A 22286-nucleotide genomic window follows, 5' to 3' on the forward strand; every position below is an offset into this window, starting at 1 on the left:
GGCTTCGGCGGCAGGGCTTTCGGTGGTGGAGCTCGGGTAGCGAAATCGCCACTACCTACACGTAGACGAAGCCGTGGCCACGGGATAGCGCGCGGGTGTGGCCGCGCCAGGCCACCCGCCCCCACACCTTCGACGCCTTCCTGCAACTCGCACAGGAAACGCTCGGGACCGAGCAATCCGAACCAAGCTGACTTTAGGCTCGGCAGTTTCAAGGATCAGTTTGAAGGAAGAGATGATATAAGATCCTGAAAGCATTAGGCGCTCGACTTTGGTCCGATAAATGCTCTACCCTAAGCCGGTTCACTGTCGGACTGGCCTCCGCAATAGGATAAATTCTACCCGATCAGTATGAAGGCCAGCTTCCCGTCAGTTCATTCTTCTTTTTCCAGTGTAACTATACGGAGCCTCAACCGTGGCACTCATTATCACCGGAGCGCGTCATGAGCCTACGGTTCTTGCTTTCCCTCGGGGCCAGTCTACTGGCTGGCACAGGCTGCACTTCAACGACACCACATAACGCTTCACGCGTAGGCAATGTGGCCGACGAGGTGAGCAATGGAATCGGATACTCTAGGCCACGAATCAACAGTATCGGGCTCCAGAGCATCATAACATTCGAGAGATCGACTTCCTCGAATCCCAGTAGCATTCTAATACCGATTGAGGGTCTCCAACTGCGCGATCAGCATTCGAAGATAAGTAATCTAGCGGTGCAGGTGGTGGGCACGGTTCCGGCGGTTCCCGGTTTAGACTATGAACTTGTTTGGCCGGATGAAGATCTTGGAGCGGCTACTTCAGTTACTTCCGAGCTGGTCTACGTCCAACTGAACCCGGTTTACGTCGAAAAACTGCAAGCCCATGACCGCTTGCGTATAATCGCGGCCGTCCATCGCGGAAAATCCCTGACCTCAGGTGGGATAACTGGTCAACGGACTCTACCAGCAACCACGGCCATTGCTCATCGCGAATTCATCCTTTATGACATCGAAACCTATCGCCGAGAAGTTATCGCGTCACGAGTGCCCGCCCACGATATTCAAGCCTTTCCTTTGCCCGAAAAGGAAGTGGAGTATCTTTTCGGACCTCTCGTAAGACGCAGCTATTACGTGATTCGCCTCACCTTGCGAAACACCAGCGGAACCGACAAACTCGTAAACTCCGGTCTCATTAGTGCGACAGGCCGCGCCTTGGTTGTGCCATTGGACAAATCCCAGCCAACTTTCACTGTGCCGGTAACGCTTTCGCCGCAGGGGCCGGTCCAAGTCTACACCATTCTCGACGATCAAACACCCTGGCGCACCCGGCCGTGGGTTTTTCGTGGCTTGGAATTCATCGGCGCCCTCGGCGCTGCTGCCGTGACCTCATTCCCCAACTCATCCACCGATCTCGTGAAGGGCACTGCGCTTTTGACAGGTGTTTTCGTTCCCGAGATGAAGAAGCTCTGGCCCGACGATTGGGCAGGCTTCAAGAAAAATGTGGTCACGTTCTCCATGCCGGAGCTGACGAAAATCCCGGGCCAGTCGACGACTTCGCCTATGTATCTCTTCTTCCCCAAGCGGGAACTGGAGTTGTTTGTCTCTGATCAGGCATTGTATGAGAGCCCTGTTTTGTTCGCCGTTCAGGACTATCTGCCAGTGCGCACTAAGGCGGACAATGCCAAGCCAAAGGTGAGAATCGTCAGCATCGGTTTTGATAGTCTTGACGTCCCCTTTGAGAACACATTGGCCCCAGCTAAAATCAGCCTTGCTGGCCGGATCGCTTCCGCCAACGAAGAGGTTGAGGTTCGGATCGACGAGCTTACCCGAATCAAAAACCGGCTCGAGGCTGCTTCGGCATCGGGTGAAGCGGCCTTAGTCATCGGCCAAGTCAGCAAACGGCAGCTGGTCGAGTTCCAAGAAATGGCGAAGAAAGCACTTGCAATAGTCAATATTGAATCGGCCACAGCCGACTCCAACGTTTCGTCGGGAGACGTAGCGGGTGGGGAGTCAACTTTCGTCAAGGATACCGAACTATCTGAGGCGCTGGAGGGTTTGTTAGTCGTGGCAAATGGCCTTATAGGGTTCTACGAATTGAAAGGAGAACTTTATGAGACGACGTTGACGGAATCAGGGAACGCGTCGTTCAGCTTGTTGGGCCTTGAGAAACTGAAAATTGGCGCTCTCCGGGATGCCACGACGGGTGTGCTCACGTATTCGGACTCCCAGTCTGGCGAGGAAATGCTTCGAACGATCAAGGAACGAATCGAGGCATCAGAGGCGCTGGTGAAATTCATCGCCGTAGCCGCGAAGCTCCTGGCTGAAAATTCACTCGTCGCCGCTTTAGGAGCAATTGCCCAACCAGCCGAGGGGATGGAGCCAATGGACCAAAGACCGCGCAGCCGAGTTATCGGCGTTTTTGCGACATTGAAACAGGCGCGGTCCGTGCCCGTGTTGCCGAATTTTGACCGCGATAACTACCCTCAACTGAGAAGCAATCTGAACACGCTGTTGGGTGATTCACTCACCCCTCCGACTATCGTAGACCAACCCGTTGGTGTCACTGTCACGTCCGGAAACACAGCAACCTTCACGGTGACGGCAAAGGGCAATCCAGAGCCTGACTATACTTGGTTCCGCAACGGCCAACAACTTGCCGGAGAGGTTGGATCCGTGCTTTCAATTCGCAACTGTGATTTGAGTCTCAATGGAACAAACTACCAAGTCTTCCTAAGCAACTCTCGCGGATCCCTATACAGCGATCCGTTCATCCTTTCGGTAACGCAGAAACCAGTAATCAGTCCGAGCGGTTTGACGGCTTCGGCGACAAGCGTAAGGGCAGGGACCAGCGTAAGTTTTTCAATTGAGGTCACTGGATCTGAAATAATGAGCTACCGCTGGTTTCACAATGGGAAGGCGCTTCCAAGCGAAAGTGGCCAAACACTCAATTTAACCGACGTAGGTGCCGCCCATGCCGGGAACTATTCCGTTCAAATCCACAACGTTTATGGTGATGCCTTGAGCAAGGCCGTTGCCCTTACCGTAGTTCCCTTCTCCAAGTAACTACTAATCCGGACGGTTCAATTTCCCGTAACCTGTTTCCGGCCAAGCTCTACCTCGTGTCGACGCCGCAAAGAGAATGCAAGACAGTTGGCGGAGACCACGGAGGCTCTCTCGCGCCTAGACCAAAAAACCACTAAGCTGGACCCATTTTCCGGCCTTTGGCGGCGGAGCGTATCCGGCTTTGGGATGAGTAACGAGGCGAGCAATCTGTTCGGCCGACAGTGAGACCCGTTGACTTTTATACGTATAGCTTAATTCTACACGTATAAAAACGAAACTCACGTTGTCCGTAGATGAAGCCGTGGTTGCAAGGGCCAAGCGGATCGCGCGGGAGCGCAAGGTGCCGCTTTCCCAATTGGTCGAAGATCATTTCGCGGCAGTCGCTTCGCCCTCGTCTTTGCCAGGAGGTGACGCGTTCGTGTGTCGGTGGAAAGGGGTGGCCAAAACTACCGAAGGAGTCGGCGGCACCGATGATCGGTTGGACGCCATCCGGGCCAAGCACGTGCGGTGAAAATCGTAATCGATACCGACGTCTGGCTGGACGTGTTGCTGGATCGGCCGAGCTTAGCGGAGGCCAGTGGTGCCGTGCTCGCCTGGGCGGCGGATGGACCGGGGCGCGGCGTCGTGGCCTGGCACTCAGTCGCGACGCTCGACTATTTCTTGTCCCGCTCGATGCCGACGAAGGCGCACCGGGAATTTCTGCGTGATCTCGCCAACGGGTTTCATGTCTCCGGCGGCGATGAGCGGGATCTTCGTCGGGCGCTGGGCTGGAGGATGGCCGACTTTGAAGACGCCATGGTCGCGGTCGTGGCGGAAAATGTCGGTGCCGATTGGATCGTGACTCGCAACGTGAAGAACTTTCGCGGCTCACCGGTAAAGGCGATTTCGCCGGAGGATTGGGGTCGACGCCGGAAGTAGCGGCACGGCGGTTCGGAGGAGCGCCTGCGAGCAGGCGGCTTAGCAGAATTTCCAATCACTCGTGGGGCGTGATGAGGCAGTGGCGGACCGGGTGGAACCGGTCCCTCCCTTGGTCACCCGCTGAAGTCGAATTTTACTTCACCGACTATGATCAGCAGTGCGGCTGTCGTCCCCCCCCAGGTTCAATCACGTTTATTGCCCGCGTCGGGATGGCGAGCGGCGTGCAGGATACTCAAAAACTGCACGGTGTCCGCTACGATGCGGTAGCGAATTACAAACGGGAATCGTTCCAATTGGAGACGACGGATTCCGGCCTGCCGTTGGGGCCAACGGAGCGGCGCAGCCATGATCAATTCAACCGTTGTCTCCGCCGTGGTGAGGAACTCGTGTCCGAGATTGGAACGTTGGGCCTCATAATAGCGGGCGGCAGAAATCAGATCGGTCTCAAACTCAGGATGAAACCTTCGGTTCATCCCAACCCGGCCCGGGCATTCTTGAACACTTCGTCATGAGTCTTGGCAGACACCTCTCCGGAGGTGAGTTCGTGGGAGCGAGCCAAAGCCTGCATGTCCGCAAGTGCCTCGTCGTTGCCTCCCAAACTTTTCCAGAGCGCCGCAGTTACTCCGAGTCGTTCACGCTCCGAGAGGTGAAGCGCGGCTTCGGTGATTTGCTGGCTGGTCAGGACCATAGAAATAGCGTGCGTTCAAGAGCGCGCTTAGTCAATTCCGAGGAGCCAGAGTGAAAGGTTGAGCCACATACCCTCGAAAGGCCCGGCGGGGTTTCACCCGCTGAAGTCGAACTTCACTTCGCCGGCGATGATCTTGAGTTTGGCGTCGAAGGGCTTGCCGGCCTTGGAGGTGAATCCACTCAAGAGCTCAGTCTCACGGTTGGCCAGGAGCGCCTTCACGATGTCGGGGGTGATCTCTTTTTGCGCGATGGTTTTCCACACCACAAAACCACAACCGTTTTTCCAATTGGAACAGCCGTAGGCTTTTTTGCCTTCCACAATGTCGCCCGCGCATTCCGGGCAAAGTCCGAAGGCGTCGGTTTTCGCGTCACTCTTTTCCACCGGAGCGAGGTCGTAGGCGGGTTCGCCTTTTTTGGTGAAGCGCAGGTGGGCAAACTTCGCCTTGCCGTTCACCACGATGCGATGCGGCGTGAGACTTTTTTTGTGGATGAGGATTTCTCGCGCGAGCACGGGTGTCACCGTCAGTCCCCAGAGCTCGCCGGGGAGCACGAATTTACAGCCCGTTTTCCATTTCGAACAACCGTAGCCGGTGCGACCGCGAATGACGGGCGCGTGGCAGCAGGGGCACGGTCCGAGGTTGGTAAGGTCGATCGTCGACTCGGCTTTGTTGGCCAAAATCTCCCGCGTGTAGTCACACACTTCGGCCATGAACTTGGCCGGTTCGTAGGCGCCGCGTTCCATTTGCTTGAGCCGGAACTCCCAGTCTCCCGTGAGCTCAGGAGACTTGAGCCGTTCGTCCTGCACGAGGCCGATCAGGGCGCGACCGGAATCGGTGCTGATGAGCGCCTTGCGTTTCCGTTCGACGTATTTGCGCGTGATGAGGACTTCGATGATCGAGGCGCGCGTCGCGGGCGTGCCAACGCCCTTTTCCTTGAGCGCTTCTTTCAACGTCTCGTCGGTCACGATCTTGCCGGCGGTCTCCATGAGGGACAGCAGACTGGCTTCGTTAAAACGCTTCGGCGCAGAGGTCTTGCCGGTGACCAGCAAGGGTTCGTGCGGATTGCTTTCACCTTCTACAAAGTCGGGCAGCACCTGCTTCGTATCGTCATCATCCGTCGTATCCGACTTCCCCTTACCTTTGCGTTTTGGGGGTTCGTCGTCGTCTTCGGTCTTGGGGTCGTTGGCGTAGAGCGCTTCCCAACCGAGGTCGACGATGACCGTGCCGCGGGCGCGAAACGGCTCTGCGGCGGACACGGCGTCGACCGTCGTGACGGCCCGGACGGCCGACGGATAAAACGCCGCGATGAGTCGTGTCACGACGGCATCGTAGAGCTTGGCTTCGTCTCCGGAGAGCCGATCCCCGAGGATCGTGGTCGGGATGATGGCGTGGTGATCGGCGACCTTGGTGTCGTCGATGATGCGCTTGGAAAAATTGAGCGCGGCGAGGTCGAGCGGTTCGATCTCGGCGGGCTTTACGGTGCGGAGTTTTTCCATCAACGGCGCGATGGTTGGCTGCAGGTCCGCCGTGAGGTAGCAGCTGTCGGTTCGCGGGTAAGTGAGGTGCTTGGACTCGTAGAGACTTTGCGCGAGTTTGAGCGTCTGGTCCGCCGTGAAACCGTGGCGTTTGTTCATGTCGCGCTGCAGGCTGGTGAGGTCGTAAAGCAGCGGCGGATGCGCGAGGGCGTTTTTCTTCGCCACCCCCGTGACCACCAGTGGCTCGGTCGCTACTTTTTCGATGATCGCCTGGGCTTCGGTCTGGGCGGTAAACTTGCCGCCGGTGTGCTTGAATTTCGCGTCCCGACACTTGGTGTGCACCTCGAAAAACTCCTCCGGCACGAAGTATTCCACCTCCAGATCGCGGTTCACGATCATGGCGAGAATGGGGGTTTGCACGCGCCCGAGACTGAGCAGCAATTTGCGCCGACCGTATTCGACGGTGAAGAAGCGCGTCGCGTTCATGCCCACAATCCAATCGGCCTCGCTGCGGCAGCGCGCGGCATGGTAGAGCGGCTCGTAGGCCGCGGCGGGTTTGAGCTCGGCGAAGCCCTTGGCAATGGCCTCGTCGGTGAGCGAGCTGATCCAGAGACGCTTGACGGGTTTGGCCTCACAGCCGGTCCAGTTGAGGATGTAGCGAAAGATCAACTCGCCCTCGCGACCGGCGTCCGTCGCACAGATGATTTCGTCGGCCGTTTCGAAGAATTTTTTGATCGTCGCCAACTGCTCAGTCGCCGAGCCGTCGGCACGCGGCCGGAGTTGAAATGGGTCGGGAATGATCGGCAGCGCGGAGAGCCGCCACGGCTTCCAGTCGAGGGTGTAATCCTCGGGCTCCTGCAACTCGATGAGGTGGCCGAACGCCCACGTCACCACCCAGCCATTACCTTCGAGAAAGCCATTGCCGCGGGAGGTCGCCCCAAGGTGTTTCGCGAGGTCGCGAGCGACGGAAGGTTTTTCAGCAATAACGACTTTCATGGACGAGCCCGACAACGAGATTTAACGCAAAGTCGCGGGGTCGCCAAGGACGCGAAGGCCGGCATGAGGTGAGACTGGGGCGACGGAGAGAGCCGCTCGGAAAACGCGGACGCAATCAAACGATGCGGTTGGCCATGTCGTCCGCGCGGTCGGCTTCGAAGGCGGCGAGGTTGTCCAGAAAGTGCGTGACGATGGCGTCGTCCTGATCCGAACGACCGCCGCCGGTGTGTGGCGTGATGTGGCAGTTCTTGGTCCGCCACAGACGGTGTTCCGGGGGCAACGGTTCGGGGTCCATCACATCAAGATAGGCGGAGTCGAGGTGACCCGATTCGAGCGCTTCCATGAGCGCATTCTGATCCACCGTGGGGCCGCGACCGATGTTGTAGAAACGGGCACCGCGTTTGAGCAGCGCGAGTCGGCGCGCGTTGACGAAACCGGTCGTGGCTTCACTTTCCGGCAAAATGTTCACGAGGTGGTCCACCTCGGGCAGCACGGCGCTGAGCTTTTCCTCCGCGATCACATGCACCCCGGCTTCGCTGTAGGTGCGGCGACGCAGCGCGTAGATTTTCATGCCGAAAGGCTGCAGCAGCTCGACCAAACGACGCGCGATCGAGCCGTAGCTGAGCAGCAGCACCGTCTGCCCGTTGAGCAGCGTGGATTGGGCGCGACGATCGGTGTAGTTCCACGGTGGGGAGTCCTGGTGTTGATCGTTCCAGGACGCCGGGAGTTGCCGAGCCAGCGCGAGCATCTGCGCGAGCAAATGTTGCGCGCAGGGCTCGGCGAAGACGCCGGACATGTTGGTGAACAAGGCACCGCGAGCGCCGAGCGTTTCCTTGAAATCGGGTGTATCGTAACGGGCATAACCGGCAGTGGTCACTTCGACCCAGCGCAGTTTGGCGGAATCGCGGCTCTGGCTCACGTCGGGTTGGCCGAAGGCAATGTCGGCTTCGTTCATGGCGGCATCCGGCCCGCCGGCATCGAGCACCGAGGCGCTGGCGTTGCTGGCCCAGACGAGTTGGTGGCCTCGGTCGCGGATGGCGGCGACGAGGCGTTGCGTGACGGTTTCGTTGAACTTGGCGTTGCACCAGATGGTGAGACTCATGGCGAGGGGCGGACGACGGTGGTTGAGGTGAGAGTTATTCCGACTCGGAGAAGGAGCAAAGGGAGTGCACGGGCAAACCGGCTTCGCGGAGTTTGGCGGAGCCGCCGAGTTCGGGCAGATCGATGATGGCGGCCACGCCGACGACTTCCGCTTCGACTTTGGCAAAAAGTTTGGCGGCGGCGAGCAACGTGCCACCGGTCGCGATCAAGTCGTCGACGAGGAGCACGCGTTGGCCGGGCGCGCAGGCGTCGGTGTTGATCTGGATCGAGGCGGTGCCGTATTCGAGCGCATAGTCCTCGGTGTGCGTGGTGTAGGGAAGTTTGCCCTTTTTGCGCACGAGCACGAAGGGCTTGTGCAATTGGTAGGAAAGCGCGCCCCCGATGATGAAGCCACGTGCATCGATGGCCGCGATCACGTCGACCCCCAGTTGCGTGCAATCCAGCGAGAAGGCCTCGATCATGACCCGAAACGCCTCGGGATCGTTAAAGAGCGTGGTGACATCCCGAAAATTCACTCCGGCGATGGGCCAGTCGGGCACGGTGCGGATGCGGGCTTTAAGAAAGTTGGCGAGTCGGGTGGTATCCATGGCGAGAGCAGAGGGGAAACGGGGGCAGACAATGCCGCCGCCCGGACAAATGCGGCAAGGCAAACCCGGTCAGCCCGGCGCGTTCGACGCTCGGATCGCCGTGGCGGCCCGGTTGAGCGCGGTGAGCGGCGCCACCGTCAGCGGGTTGATGCGGCCGCTGCCATCCAACAGCCCGGGCGAAACGGGGTTGGCCTCGATGGTGTCGCCCGCCACGTGATGCGACCAGACGTAGCCCACGATATGGGGATCCATCAACAATTGGGAGAGCTCTTCCCGGCCCTTCACCACCACCCGTTCGAGCAGACTTACGCCCCACGGTTCGTCGGCATCAGCTGGCAGCGCGGCCAGCGCGGACCAATTGTATTCCCACAACAACTCCGCCGCCCGGCCCTGCCCGAGCCCGGGTTGACGCACCAACAACACGTCGAAGTGAGCGGCGGCACTGTCCCTCACCACCAGCGGTGTGACTTCGTTCAGCGGAGCACTCAGCAACAACCGCGCCGGGTCGACCCGGCGAACGGACTCGGCCACGATGCGATGATAACGCAGCGCGAATTCCCGCTGAAAACGCTCCAAATCCACGCGGTAGCCCGGCGAATCCAACGCGATCTCGTCCCGGGTCATTTGGCGCACCGATTCCTTGTTGGCCAAGGCCAGCCCCCAGTCGCGAGCCAGTTGCGCCAACTCGCCTCCGCGTGTCGCAAAGACAAACTCCCAGGCCGCGTGGTAAGCGGCAAACGCCGGGTCGAGGCTCAGACAGGCCTGCAACAATCCCGGCCGGGTCAACGGCGCGTCGGGCGCGGCCACTGCGCCCCACCTCAATTCGTCATCCGTCACGTATCCGGCCAAACTGGCCGTGCGCCGCACGGCGTTTGCGACTTGCTCCACCGCGGCGGGCCAGCGGGGATCAAACACATCGGGCAACAATACGCCCACGCTGCGAATCGCCAGGTCTCCCGCTTGCCGCAGCGCCAGGTGATGCAGGTGCGGCACCGCCCGATCACAAAACCCCTCGGCCACCGGCGGCGCCAACAGGTTGAATCCCCACTCGCGCAACGCATCAACCACCGGCGCGTCGCCCAACGATTGCACCGCGCCCTGGACGCCCGCGACTGCGACCGGCCCCCGGACCGGATCGACCCACCACCATTGCCCCGTCAAGGTGCGACCCACGCGGTGGCGCTCAGCCCCTCCCCGCCAGGCGTCGGGCTTGAAATCCGCCGCAGCAGGCGGACGGAGATCGGACGGAGGGGCAACGGGCGCGAAATGGTCGGGCACGGGTGACGACGCTGAGGCGAGCCCCGCCGCTTGGAAAGGCCGATTACCAAACCGGCGAACTTAATCCGGCCGTTCGACCGTGAACTGATCGCGCGTCGTGCAATAGTCGTCGCCCCCCATGCGCCCGATCAGATCGAGCCGACGCGGATCAATGCGGCCATCGATCCCCAGCACGGTGTCACTCACATGGGCCGTCAGTATCCGCCCGAAGACTACGTTGGCCACCCCCGGTTCGTCGCCCATGCGCACGATCTGGTGCAGTTTGCACTCCAACGCCACGCGGGCCGTCGCCACCCGCGGCGGTGCGACGCGCTCACTGGCCACGGATTCGATCCCAAACCGGGCGAACTCACTCTCACCATACGGCAAGGCCGCCGCGGTCGCGTTCATCGCCTCCGCCAAATCCGCCGAGACCAGATTGATCACAAATTCCTCCGTCTCCTCGATGTTGCGCAGCGTGTCCTTGGGCGTGCCATCGAACTTGGTCACAGGCACGAACATTATGGTGGGCGGACGCGAAGTGATGCCGTTGAAAAACGAAAAGGGGGCCAGATTCACGACGCCCTCGCCGCTCATGGTCGACACCCAGGCGATCGGCCGGGGAGCGATCATGGATACCATCCATTGGTAAGCTTGGCGTGAATCAATCTCGGTAAAGTCTAGTAACATCTTACTATTGGGGATGAAGAATCGGGTTCACGCGGCAGTTCGGCATGCAGAAATGTGACGTCTCCAGTCGATGTAAAAAGGTCGGGAAACCACTCAAAACGGAGTCGATATGAGTAAAACCCCTACGTAAAGACCGCAAACGCCCCGGACACTTTCAGAAATTTTTAACTTTTTTCAGATGCGCCACCCACTTGCATTTACATTTACAGGCCAGTTATCCGGGATGAAATGAATAAATAACCCTAGTTTGGGGAAGGGGTGGCCGCCCGCGGAGTCAAAAAGGGAATAGTTTGTGAATAAGACTATAACACCATGTTATATAAAGGTTTATATTTACGCAACCAAGGGACCATTTGCCCAATTCCAACGCAGATGACGCAGCCCGTTCCCATCAGTCCCCCAACTCCGAGTCATTTCGCGTATACAGCGGAACTCTGGGCCATAGTTGCTTAACGACGAGCTGCTTACGGAATCCGACGCCCGGGCGGGTCCTACGTATTTTCGCAAATTGCCCGAACAACCATCTCATGGCTTAATTAGGGTCAACTCCCCGGATAGATGAAATATTCCAACCATAACCGCAGCAAAAAGACCTCCGGTTTCACGATGGCGGAAATCGCCGTCTCGGCGACGGTCATGCTGTTTGTGATCACGGGAATGCTCGGAGCGGTCACGTCGGGAGTGCAGATGCTCGATTCCTCCAAACGGACCATCGTCGCCAGCAACCTCATCACGCATCACGTGAATGATCTGCGCCTCGCAGGCTGGGACACGGTTTCAACGCTCCCTGCCAATCGCACCCTCACTCTCCCGGCCCGCTTCTCCTCGGTCGCCGATGGAATGACCCTCCAACGCACCGTCGTGGAGGAAGACACCGACCTCTATCGCGTCACCTTCACCGTCACCTGGAACGGTATCACGGGGCGCGCCTACAGCCGCAGCGATGACGCCCTCTTCGCCAAAAACGGACTCAGTGCCAGCTATGGTTACTAAAGCACAGTCCTCTTCAAAGCGCGCCCGGGGATTCACCTTGGTCGAAGTCATGATCGCCGCCTCCCTGGCCGGCGTGATCACCCTCGGCGTGATCTCCAGCCTCACTTATCTGGGTCGCAACCTGGTCCGCGTGGCCAACAACAGTGACCTGCAAACCCGGGCCGCCGTGGCTTCCGCCACGATGCAAAAGGACGTGGGCAACGCGACCACCGTCACCAGCATCAGCAGCACGAGCGTCACCATGACGATCGACAACAATGGCACGGCCGAGTCGATCACCTACGCGTTCGACTCCGGTGCCGGTGAAGTCATCCGCACCGGCCCCAGCCACTCTTACACCGTGCTCCGCAACGTGCAGTCCTGCTCGTTCACGTTCTCCGACGCCGATTCGGCCGTCACCACCAACCCCACCGCCGTGCGCAAGATCGAAGTCGATGCCCGCACCGCCACCGGCGTCGCCAACGTCGGCACCTACGTCACTTACGAAATCGTCACCCCCGCGATGATCGTCGCGACCTCCTCCCTCTAATCCGTCCCCCCCCTTCCCTCCCATGAAGACCAAACGGACAAATCCAGAAAGCGGCTCCACCATGCTGGCTTCCCTGTGTCTGTCCACGGTCGCCGCGATCTCACTGGGAAGCTACGTCACCATCACCTACAACTCCCTCAAGGAGTCCGACGCGATCGTGACCGCCGTGAGCGAAGAGCTCGCCGCCGAGAACGTGATGGAAGAGACGCTCTACACCGTCCAATCCATTGCCAACGACGTGATCCCGGACGATTGGTCCGTCGAGGATGGCACCACGACCCGCACGATCACAGGCCTCAATTTGGCCACCGTCGCGAGTTCGCTGCCGGTTAAGTTCAATGAGGCAATCGACCTCCTCCCCGCCCCGGAAGTGGTGCAGAAGGTGCTCTCGCCGTTCGAAGCGCTGATGCAGAGTTACTACAGCCGTTTCTTTCGCTACCGCGAACCTGAACCGGAACCCGAAGTCGTCGTCGAGACCGAGGTGATCGACCCCACCGCCGTGGAAGTCGCCCTCAGCTCACCGGATGCAGACAACGTGCGCACGCTCACGCTCACCCAGAAAAAGCAAAACGATGACGGCTCCATCCTCGTGCGCACCCTGACCGCCACGATCGAGCCGCTGAAGCCGATCCAAAACGCCATCATCGCCGGACAAAACATTCGTCTCCGTCGCGCCGGCGTGGTCGACAGCTACCAATCCTCCCTCGGCACCTACGCCGAACAAACCCCCGGCTATGACGCTGTGCTCGCAGCCAAAAACATCGTCGTCAATCGCGCCGTCATCAGCGGCTACGTCTCCGCGTCCGGTGACCGCGCCCCTTACTTCGGTCGCCGCGCCGTCCTGCAAGGGCCCGATTCCGACCAACGCGAACCCATCGATGGCACCCGTATCGTCGCGAGCCCTTACCAACCCAACCTCGACGCCTTGTCCGTCAGCGGCGTGGGCAGCGAATTCACGAACCAAAGCACCGTCCTGGGCAGCTCCGACTCCGCGGAACCTCGCATCTACTACGCCGGCAACGTCGACCTCTCGGGCGACCAACAAATCGTCATCAACGGCGACACCCAACTCGTGGTCGACGGCACGTTCCAACTCCGTGACAGCGCCCGCATCGTGGTGCAATCCGGCGCGAAACTCGAGCTGCAGGTCAAGGGCAACGTCAACCTCTCCGGCCAGGGTATCGTCAACGAATCCCAAGTGCCGGCCAATGTCGCCGTGATCGTCACGACGCCCTACGAATCCGAAGTGCTGATCTCCACCCGCACTCCCCTTCACGGCGTGATCTACGCGCCCAAAGCCAACATCCGCTCCGTCCGCGACGGCAGCGAATTGTTCGGCGCGATCGTCGCCCAACGGGTGATCTTCGACGAAGACACCAGCTTTCACTTCGACACCGATCTGCGTAAGGCTTCCTTCGACGGCATCGAGACAGCCTACGTTTTCGGCTCCGGCAAGTGATCACGGCAGTTCGCGCCAGTTCGCTCGCCAAGCGGGCCCGGAATGTTCAAGGATCACATGTCATCCATGTTTGAACGCTCGTCCCGCTGCACGGTCCTCGTGCATTCCTCGCCCAATTTTCTGCGCATCGCCCGACTGGAAACCGAGGGCTCAAACCAACGTCGCGTGCTCGCAGCCGCCGAACTGCCGCCCGACGATCCCGCCGCCCTAAGCGCGTGGATGGCGCAGGAAACCGAAACCGGCGGAGGCTGGGCGGCCGGCATCTGCGGTTTCCACCCGGCCGGCAGCATTCTTGCCCGCGAAGACATTCTGGTGCGCAACGACACCGGACCCACCCCCGAAGCCCTCGAGGCGCTGGTCCAACGCCGCGCCGTTTCGCCGTCCAACGACGGTTGGCGCATCGGCTTGATCGATGCCGTCACCGGCGGCAATGTGCCGATGAAATCCGGTGCGCACACCACGTTGTTGGTCGCCGTGCCCCAAGGCGAAGCGAGCACCTTTCAGCGCGCCATGCTCAAGCAACGCATCCGCCCCCGGCAGACAGACTTCGCCACCCTGCCCGCCCTCGGCGCGATTTCCCGCCAGTTCAAAAGCGCATCCGGCAACGGCGCCATCGCGGTGTGCGAATTCGGCCTGCGCTCGACCACCGTGTTCTACGTCGACCGCAAGGGCGTGCACCCGCAGGAACCGTTGCCCTTCGGCCTCTACACGCTGGAGGAGAGCGCACACAAGGATCTCAAAACCGACACCATCGAGGACGCCCAGGAAGCCCTCAATGCCCCCGACGAAGCCACGCGCAAACTGCTGCCCAAGTTGCTCCGCATCTACGCCCGCCACCTGCGCCTCAACCTCGATTACTTCGAGCACCAGACCGGACGCATCGTCGGCTCGCTGTTTGCCACCAATCTCCCCGCGAATCGCCAGTGGCTGGGCACCGCCCTCGCCCACGAAGTCGACCTGAAATGCCCGCCGCTCGACGTGCCCGCGTGGGCCGCCGATCAAGGTCTCATCGCCGAAGACCTGCCCGCCAACGGGGCCGGTTGGATGACTACGCTCGCCCTCGCCGCCGAACTCTCGACGCCGTCCCATGCCCCGTCCGACTAATCAACTCCAGCCCACCAGCGCATGGCGGCTGGACCTGCGACTCGTCGATGAATTGCCCGAGGACTCCATCGTCGGACGCCGCTTCATTTTCAACGCGCTCGCCGGCGTCGTCGCCTCCGCCGCCTTGATCGCCGCCGCCTGGGCCGGCTACCACCTCTACACCACCATCAACGGCATCAGCGACTGGGAGAACCGCATCACCGTCGCCGAACCCGACGTCCGCGTGGTCGAGTCCCTGCAGCGCAACTACGCCACCCAGGCCGCACGGTTGGACATCATTCACCAGCTCATGCACAACCCGATCCCGCTCACGGTCTTTATCGCCGAGCTGGGTCGCACCCTGCCTCCCCACATGGACGTGCACATGATGCAGACGCGCAGCGGCATCTTCGTCGTGCGCGGCATCCTCAACGACGGCTCCGAACGCGCCAGCCGCATGATCGGCTCCTACGTGAGCAGCCTCTCCACCAACGAGGTCATCGGCCCGCATTTCAAGGAAATCAAACTCTCCGGCCTGGAACGCTTCGACGCCGAAGACGGCTTGAGTTTCGAGATCACCCTCACCCCCCGCTGATCGCCATGTTCGAAAATTCGATCAACTTTGTGCGGCGGCACACCTTCATCACCGGTTGCTTCGTCGTCACCTTCGTCTCCCTCGGGGTGGCCGCCTGGATGATGCAGACCGCCGCCGACTACGACACCGAACTCGAGCGCGTCACCGATACCGGCACCGCCATTCTGCGCCTCGTCTCCACGCGCTCCCTCCTCGAGAGCGAACTCGAATTCGTGAAACTCGCCGTCAATCGCACCGAGGACAACCTCGTCGTGGAAGACAACCTCGCCGAGAACCTGTGGTATTTCTACAGCATCGAGGGCCGCACCAAAACCCGCCTTGCCGATCTGCGCCAAATCGACAGTCCCCGGCCCAACGAGGACGACCTTTTCCGCCGCATTCCCTACGAGCTGCGGGTCACCGGCACCTTCGTCCAAGTGAGCGAGTTCCTCCGCCAACTGGAAGTCGGTCCGCGCTTGATGCGCATCAAGGACTTCACCTTTCGCCGCGAACCCGGCAGCGGTGAAACCATTTCCCTCGAACTCATGATCGAACTGCTCGGTCGCAAATAGATGAAAGCCCGCGCCCTTCCCCTCATCTGCCTCCTGGTGATCGCCACCGTCGCCGCCCCCCCGGCGTGGGCCGACATCAATACCAAGCTCAGTATGCGCCAGCAGGCCGTGCGCGAGAAGATCTCCCAGCTGTTCGCCCAACGCGACGACCCCATCCCGGAACTCACCAACCAACTCAACCCCTTCTACCGGGTCATCCCGGAAGAGAAAGAGGACGGCGACGACGAGGCCGCGATCTTCGTGCCGCCTCCCCCCACTGCCGAACGCACCCTCCAGACGATCGCCGTCGGCCTGCGTATCAGCGGCGTGGTTACATTCAACAAGCGCGAATACATCGTGATCAATGAAACCCCCATCCCCACCGGTGGCGTGCTGCTGATCGAGGACGAACTCGGAGCCAACATGATCAAGGTTGAAGAGATTCGCATCGGCGAAGTGCTGCTGTCCCTCGGTTCCGCCCTCACCCGCGTCAAGTTCGACCGCTAACGCGCCCCGGTGCGCCTGAAAACTCCGCGCATGCCCCGCCGCCGCTCCGCTTTGTTATGGGTCCTGGCATGGACGCTGTTCAGCGGCTGCGCGAGCCCCTCAATCACCGTCACCGTGCCCGAAGTCTACACCTTCGACATCGCTGATCCGGCGGCCACGCGCCAACAAATCGGCCTCGCCCTTGGTCGCCAAGCCGACGCCTTCGCCGCCACCCGACCCGACGCGCAAACCTGGCGCGGCATGGGCCTGTCGATGGAACCCTTGATCCCACCCGAAGCATGGGTGGTCACCGAACCCGTTGCCTTCGCTCAATTGCAGATCGGTCAAGTCGTGCTCTTCCGCGGCCGCGGCGGCCGCCTCGTCGCCCACGCCCTCGTAAAATCAACCCGCCAAGGTTGGATCACCATGGGCGTCAACAACCGCCAGGTTACCGATTCCACCCGGGTCAATGCGATCAACTACATCGGCGTCGTCACCGCCGCCTTCGTCGCCCGCTGAGGCCAGCCCCCTCCCGCTCAAGCGCTCACACGCCCACGCTCACGCCCTTCTCACCTCAGTCCTCAGCCTCAAATGTTCGTAATACGAACATTTGAGGCAAAATGCTGAAACAGAGTGCTCGTCGGAATCGGACGGGAGCGTCTCAGTAACGAATGTGGATTCGGGTCAGCCCAGCACGAAACGCTGCACCACGACCGTCGCGATTCCCGTCAGCCTACTCCCCGGTGACGTGAACAACAAAGGCAGGGGAACCAGCATATGTTCCATCGTTGCCTGCTTGGCCGTTCGTGCCACGGTGAGGACTTCGCCTTTAATTTGAGTCCACGGCATCCCTCCTACCCCCCCGCTCATGTTCTCCGACTTTCGCGCCGCCTTACGGGCCCTCAACCGCGCTCGCGGCTTTACCAGTATCACCATTCTCACCCTCGCGCTGGGGATGGGTTCCGCCACCGCGATTTTCAGCGTCGTGGACTGGGTGCTTTTTCGATCCATCGACTACCCGCCTGGTCTCGTGTCCGTCGGTCGCCAATTCTCCGAGACCCAGTTTATCCCCAGCATTTCAGGAATCGTCGCCGAGGACTTCGAGACGCGCTCCAACCTCTTCGCCAAAACCAGCATGGCCGCGGTCATGCTGAGCAACGTCGTCCTCGACGATCAACCCGTTGGCCGGGGCAGCATCGGTGTCACCAAAAACCTGATGTCCATGCTGGAAATCAAACCCACGCGAGGTCGCGGCTTTCTCCCGGATGAATTCTCTCCGGGTCAAAACAACGTCGTGATCGTCACCCACCGTTTCTGGCAATCCAAACTGGCGGGGGATGCCGCTGCCCTCGGGCAAACCCTCCTCGTCGGCGATACGATTTGCACCATTGTCGGCATTCTCGGTCGGGACCAAACCATGCCTTCCAATTTCGGCATGGGCGTCCTGCGACCCCACCAGGCCGTGGCCGATCCCAGCAATCCCTGGTCCCTCGTCTATTTTTTCTTCGGACAACTCCAACCGGGCCAAACCCCCGCCACGGTGCAAACCGAACTCACGGCCAACCCTCCCCAACTTTCTCCCCGTCTCCAACGACAAGTATGGGGACAGCCTCCCGGGGTGAGATCCCTCGACCGCGTCTCCTCCTGGCTCCGCCCCGAATACTATCGCGTCATGTTGGGCGCCGTGGCGTTTCTCTACGCCATTGCCTGCCTCAACGCCACCAATCTCATTGTGGTGCGCCGTCTCCGCCAGGCCCGTGAACTCTCCATCCGCCTCGCCTTGGGCGCAGGGCGCTGGGGTATCATTCGCCTCAATATTATCGAAAGCATCCTCTTGGTGAGCGCCGGTGCCATCGCCGCCCTCGTCGTGGCCAATACGATGTTGCCGCTACTGCTCTCCCTCGCGGGCGCAACCCACACCACCGACGACGACGCGCTTTGGCGACTCGATCACCGCGCCGGACTGATTCTACTCGCCCTCACCTTCGTGACCGCCGCGATCATCACAATCATTCCGTTTGTGCGCACGATGCGCGCCCGCCCCCAAACTCATCTCAAGGAAAGCAGCGGCGCCCTCGGCGAAAGCCGGGGACTCGCCCGTCTCCGGGGCGGTCTGGTCGTCCTCCAAATCGCCGCCGCCCTCATCCTCCTCACCGGAGCTGGCTTGATGGTGCGCACATTTCACAACCTGCAGGCCACCGAGCCCGGATTCACCCTCGAAAACCGTTGGAAAATCTCGCTAATGATACCTCCGGGATCAGCGCCGAATGTCGATGATTTCGTCGCTTCCTGGCACGCGGCCAAAGCCCGACTCGAACAAATTCCGGGAGTCGAAAGCGTAGGCTATGGCTCCGACTTCATCATGTCGGGACATGCCTTCTCCCGTCAGGGTATCGAAGCCAAATCCGGCGATCCGCTCGCCGTGGCTATCCATTTTATGGATACAGATTATCTGCCGACCGCGGGACTTCAACTTGTCCAGGGCCGGAACATCGATCCCGCCGCCCCGCACACCGAGGTTCTCATCAATGAGTCTCTCGCCCAACTCCGTTGGCCCTACCAAAACCCCATCGGACAACTCGTCCGCCCCATCAAACGCAATCGCAGTCTCCCGACCGACGAAGCCGGTCTTCAGGTGGTCGGTATCATCCGCGACGTCCGCGCCACACCCCGCCTCGCCTGCGCCCCTTCCGTCTATCGTTCCATCGAGAACGGTCCGTTCATTGCAAACCACTTCATTCTCCAGACCACCACTCAACCGCCCCCGGCATTGGCCGAAACGGTGCGCCGCGAACTCTACGCCTTGAATCCCGACATTATCGTTTTCAACGCCACTGGCTTTTCTGACCTCCAACAACTCTACCTTCGCCCCGAAAGCATGGTGCGCTCGGTCCTACAAGTGCTTGCCGTCATCGCGACCACCCTCACCGCCATCGGCATCTTCGCTCTGCTTGCTTTTTCCGTTAACCTCCGCCGCGGCGAATTCGGCGTGCGCCTCGCCTTGGGCGCGACGTCCCAACACCTCGTGCGACTCGTCATCGGCCAGGGTTTTCGTCTCGCCGTCATCGGCGTGCTCGCCGGACTGGCCGGCGCATGGGCCCTCGTTCATTATCTGGAAAGCCTGCTCTTCGGCACCACGCCCTACGATCCCGCCGTGTTCATCGGTGTCACGCTCGGTTTATTCACGATTGCCCTCCTCGCCTGCCTGATCCCCGCCATCCGCGCCACCCGCATCAACATCGCCCTGCTCCTGCGCTCGGAGTAAACCGACCACGGTTCGAACTCACTCGCGCCAAACGCACGCAACCGCATCCGTTGGTAGTATTCCGCCAGGCGGGGCCCGGTTCAACCCGGTCCGCGCCGGCGAGTTCCCGCGCTGGCAGAACGGTCGGCCGTCCGGGTTAGCCCAGCACGAACCGTAGCATCACGATTGTCGCGATTCCGGTCAGCCCGGCGATGCCCGACGCCAGCGTGACCAAACGGTAACCCTGCGCCACGCTCAGGCCGGTGAGCTGCGTGACCACCCAAAAATAGCTGTCGTTGACGTGCGACACGGTCATCGCGCCCGCGCCGATCGCCAACACGGTCAGTGCCAGCGCCGTCGGTTGATCGAGCCCCAACACACCCAATAACGGAGCGATCAATGAAGCCGTCGTCACAATCGCCACCGTCGACGATCCCTGCGCCGTCTTAAGTCCCGCAGCGACGAGAAACGGCAGCACGATATTCCACCGACCCAGGTCCAGCGACGAAAGCGTGGTCGCGATCACATCGGCCAATGGCGTCGCCCGCAGCACCGCGCCCAGCGCCCCACCCGCCCCTGTCACCAATACGATCGCACCGGCGGTGCGCATCGCCTCGCCCGACCATTCGCCCAACACCGTCGCTCCTTCGCGACGAGCCAATACCAACGCCAGTAACGCCCCCAACATGAGTGCGACATTGGGATGACCGATCGCCGCCACCAGCGCCGCGCCATCCGAACCCGGCGTCCCGGGAAAAAACGACCGCCACGCGATGAGCATCATCGGCAAAACAATCGGCGCAAAGGCTACGGCGACGGACACGTTCGGCTTCACCGCCGCCGTTTCCGTCGTGGTCTCGGTCGCCGCGAGTTCGATCGGCCAACGCCGCCCCGCCCAGACCGCAAACCAACAAACCACGCCGATCACCACCGCGGCGACCAGGAGTCCCAGCCCGATCACGCGACCGAGGTCAGCCCGCACCGCTTCGGCCGCCGCCACCGGACCCGGCGTGGGCGGCACGAGGCAATGGGTCACATACAATCCCATGCTCAACGCCACCGCCAGAGCCGCCACCGATTGCTTCGCCCCCCGCGCCATCCCCCGCACCAACGGCGCCAACACCACGTATCCAGAATCACAGAACACCGGCACCGAGACGATGCCCCCCGTCAGCCCCATCGCCAACACCGCGCGCGTGCGGCCCACCACCCGCAACACCGCCTGCGCCATCACCATCGCCGCGCCCGTGCGTTCCAACACCGCACCGATCACGCAGCCGCACGCGATCACGATGCCGATCCCGCCCACCGTCTTGCCCAGCCCTCCCGTAATCGCCGCCAGCGTTTCCGCCGCCGAGAGCCCGGAGGCCAAACCATAAAAACCCGCGCCGATGAGCAGGGTCAGAAAAGGCGGCAACTTCCACCGCGTCGTGGCAACGACGATGAAAGCGATCGCGAGGAGCAGTAATATTATCGGGGTAATAATGACCGGTATACGGGTGTGAAGCGTCATGACGACATCGAATCACCCGCCGCTTCGACGGCGTTCAGCACGCCTCCGCCCTGCTCCCGCTCAGTAGGGTCCGCGAATGTGCGCCGCCACTTGATTCGCGTAAAACTCGGCCAGCTTCGCGTGCAACTCCGCCCCCAAAGGCGGCAACTCGGCCACGCTCAAGTTGGCCGCCACCTGCTCCGGATTGCGCGCGCCGGGGATGATCGCGCTCACCGCGTCGTGATCGAGAATCCACCGCAACGCCATCTGCGCCATGGTCATGCCTTCCGGCACGAGCGGGCGCAGGTCTTCGATGAGTTCCAACCCCGTCTCAAACGGTAGTCCCGAGAACGTTTCTCCGACGTTAAAGGCCTGCCCATCGCGGTTGAAATTCCGGTGATCATCCGCCGCGAAGGTCGTGTATTTCGACATTTTCCCGCCGAGCAATCCACTCGCCAGCGGCAACCGCACGATCAGACCGACGTTCGCCGCCTTGGCCTGCTCGAAGAGGGTCGCGACCGGTTTTTGCCGCAGCACATTGAAGATAATTTGCAGCGACGCCACCCGGCCGTCCTCGATGCAGAACAACGCTTCGTCCATCGATTCGACACTCGCCCCAAAGGCCTTGATTTTACCTTCCGTTTTGAGCTCGTCCAACCAGCCCAACAGCTCCCCTTGCTTCAACACCTCGGTCGGCACACAATGGAGCTGCGTCAGGTCGAGCGCGTCGACACCGAGACGTTCGAGGGAGTCTTCGGTATGCTGCCGCACCGCCGCCCGGGTGAAGTTCTCCGCCCCGCCGGGCTCGCTGCCGCGGCCGAGCTTGGTGGCCACGAAAATCTCGTCCGGATCGTCGCAATGATCACTGAGAAACTCGCCGATGATCGTCTCACTGCGACCCGCGCCATACACGTCGGCCGTATCGAGAAAGTTAACCCCACCGGACACGGCGGCCTGCAACGTGGCGATCGCGTCCTCTTCGGAGACATCGCCCCAGTTCGCGCCAAGTTGCCACGTGCCGAGACCTATCTCGCCGACCGCACGGCCGGTTTTACCAAGAGAGCGTTGCTGCATGTTCCCTCCTGCGTAGCACCTCAACTCCCGCTGGCAAGTCAACGCTGGTTGGG

21 protein-coding genes are annotated in these 22286 nt (G+C 61.0%); 12 read left to right on the plus strand and 9 right to left on the minus strand.

All coding sequences use genetic code 11. The features are described from left to right. Positions 1-719: 719 nt before the first annotated feature. The 3 genes from PXH66_RS18290 to PXH66_RS18295 all read left to right on the plus strand — a co-directional run bounded on the left by PXH66_RS18290 (position 720) and on the right by PXH66_RS18295 (position 3956). Entirely contained in the window at positions 720-3038 is a 2319-nt protein-coding gene (locus tag PXH66_RS18290) for an immunoglobulin domain-containing protein (protein WP_330931041.1), read from the plus strand. Between the two features lie 301 nt (positions 3039-3339). After that, entirely contained in the window at positions 3340-3549 is a 210-nt protein-coding gene (locus PXH66_RS23240) for a hypothetical protein (RefSeq protein ID WP_425609311.1), read from the plus strand. After that, complete coding sequence (locus PXH66_RS18295; RefSeq protein ID WP_330931040.1) at positions 3546-3956, plus strand: PIN domain-containing protein; 411 nt, start codon at positions 3546-3548, stop codon at positions 3954-3956. The genes PXH66_RS23240 and PXH66_RS18295 overlap by 4 nt, the downstream gene beginning before the upstream one ends. A gap of 182 nt (positions 3957-4138) precedes the next feature. Here PXH66_RS18295 and PXH66_RS18300 read toward each other — a convergent pair whose 3' ends face one another. The 7 genes from PXH66_RS18300 to PXH66_RS18330 all read right to left on the minus strand — a co-directional run bounded on the left by PXH66_RS18300 (position 4139) and on the right by PXH66_RS18330 (position 10748). Continuing rightward, a complete protein-coding gene (locus PXH66_RS18300; RefSeq protein ID WP_330931039.1) occupies positions 4139-4429 on the minus strand; it encodes a type II toxin-antitoxin system RelE/ParE family toxin in 291 nt (96 codons plus the stop codon). Next, on the minus strand, positions 4426-4644 hold the full coding sequence (locus PXH66_RS18305; protein WP_330931038.1) for a hypothetical protein: 219 nt from the start codon (positions 4642-4644) through the stop codon (positions 4426-4428). Before PXH66_RS18305 ends, PXH66_RS18300 begins: the two co-directional genes overlap by 4 nt. A gap of 93 nt (positions 4645-4737) precedes the next feature. Then, on the minus strand, positions 4738-7113 hold the full coding sequence (locus PXH66_RS18310; RefSeq protein ID WP_330931037.1) for a type IA DNA topoisomerase: 2376 nt from the start codon (positions 7111-7113) through the stop codon (positions 4738-4740). Between the two features lie 115 nt (positions 7114-7228). Further along, positions 7229-8215 (minus strand): D-2-hydroxyacid dehydrogenase, encoded by a 987-nt coding sequence (locus PXH66_RS18315; protein ID WP_330931036.1) that lies wholly within the window; start codon positions 8213-8215, stop codon positions 7229-7231. Between the two features lie 34 nt (positions 8216-8249). Next, positions 8250-8801 (minus strand): adenine phosphoribosyltransferase, encoded by a 552-nt coding sequence (locus tag PXH66_RS18320; RefSeq protein WP_330931035.1) that lies wholly within the window; start codon positions 8799-8801, stop codon positions 8250-8252. A 69-nt stretch (positions 8802-8870) separates the two neighbouring features. Then, positions 8871-10079, minus strand: a complete 1209-nt coding sequence (locus PXH66_RS18325) for a hypothetical protein (protein ID WP_330931034.1) — start codon at positions 10077-10079, stop codon at positions 8871-8873. A 60-nt stretch (positions 10080-10139) separates the two neighbouring features. Next, positions 10140-10748 carry a flavin reductase family protein gene (locus tag PXH66_RS18330; RefSeq protein WP_330931033.1) on the minus strand — a complete coding sequence of 203 codons (609 nt, stop codon included), beginning with the start codon at positions 10746-10748 and terminating at the stop codon, positions 10140-10142. A 558-nt stretch (positions 10749-11306) separates the two neighbouring features. Here PXH66_RS18330 and PXH66_RS18335 point away from each other — a divergent pair. The 9 genes from PXH66_RS18335 to PXH66_RS18375 all read left to right on the plus strand — a co-directional run bounded on the left by PXH66_RS18335 (position 11307) and on the right by PXH66_RS18375 (position 19688). Then, on the plus strand, positions 11307-11741 hold the full coding sequence (locus tag PXH66_RS18335; RefSeq protein ID WP_330931032.1) for a hypothetical protein: 435 nt from the start codon (positions 11307-11309) through the stop codon (positions 11739-11741). A 49-nt stretch (positions 11742-11790) separates the two neighbouring features. Beyond that, complete coding sequence (locus PXH66_RS18340; RefSeq protein WP_345784011.1) at positions 11791-12270, plus strand: hypothetical protein; 480 nt, start codon at positions 11791-11793, stop codon at positions 12268-12270. Between the two features lie 22 nt (positions 12271-12292). Continuing rightward, complete coding sequence (locus tag PXH66_RS18345) at positions 12293-13729, plus strand: DUF7305 domain-containing protein (RefSeq protein WP_330931030.1); 1437 nt, start codon at positions 12293-12295, stop codon at positions 13727-13729. Positions 13730-13795: 66 nt separating this feature from the next. Further along, positions 13796-14833 carry a hypothetical protein gene (locus PXH66_RS18350; protein WP_330931029.1) on the plus strand — a complete coding sequence of 346 codons (1038 nt, stop codon included), beginning with the start codon at positions 13796-13798 and terminating at the stop codon, positions 14831-14833. Beyond that, positions 14817-15407, plus strand: coding sequence for a hypothetical protein (locus PXH66_RS18355; protein ID WP_330931028.1), 591 nt, complete (start codon positions 14817-14819; stop codon positions 15405-15407). Before PXH66_RS18350 ends, PXH66_RS18355 begins: the two co-directional genes overlap by 17 nt. A gap of 5 nt (positions 15408-15412) precedes the next feature. Continuing rightward, the gene (pilO, locus tag PXH66_RS18360) at positions 15413-15958 is read left to right on the plus strand and encodes a type 4a pilus biogenesis protein PilO (protein ID WP_330931027.1); all 546 of its coding nucleotides are present in this window, start codon (positions 15413-15415) and stop codon (positions 15956-15958) included. Then, entirely contained in the window at positions 15959-16444 is a 486-nt protein-coding gene (locus PXH66_RS18365; protein ID WP_330931026.1) for a hypothetical protein, read from the plus strand. 30 nt (positions 16445-16474) lie between these two features. After that, positions 16475-16942, plus strand: a complete 468-nt coding sequence (locus tag PXH66_RS18370; protein ID WP_330931025.1) for a hypothetical protein — start codon at positions 16475-16477, stop codon at positions 16940-16942. A gap of 349 nt (positions 16943-17291) precedes the next feature. Continuing rightward, positions 17292-19688, plus strand: a complete 2397-nt coding sequence (locus PXH66_RS18375) for an ABC transporter permease (protein ID WP_330931024.1) — start codon at positions 17292-17294, stop codon at positions 19686-19688. 136 nt (positions 19689-19824) lie between these two features. Here PXH66_RS18375 and PXH66_RS18380 read toward each other — a convergent pair whose 3' ends face one another. After that, positions 19825-21180 (minus strand): GntP family permease, encoded by a 1356-nt coding sequence (locus PXH66_RS18380; RefSeq protein ID WP_330931023.1) that lies wholly within the window; start codon positions 21178-21180, stop codon positions 19825-19827. Between the two features lie 60 nt (positions 21181-21240). Beyond that, positions 21241-22233: an aldo/keto reductase gene (locus tag PXH66_RS18385; RefSeq protein WP_330931022.1), complete on the minus strand. Its 993-nt coding sequence runs from the start codon at positions 22231-22233 to the stop codon at positions 21241-21243. Positions 22234-22286 lie beyond the last annotated feature (53 nt).

The organism is Synoicihabitans lomoniglobus (assembly GCF_029023725.1).
Classification (GTDB): Bacteria; Verrucomicrobiota; Verrucomicrobiia; order Opitutales; family Opitutaceae; genus Actomonas; species Actomonas lomonigloba.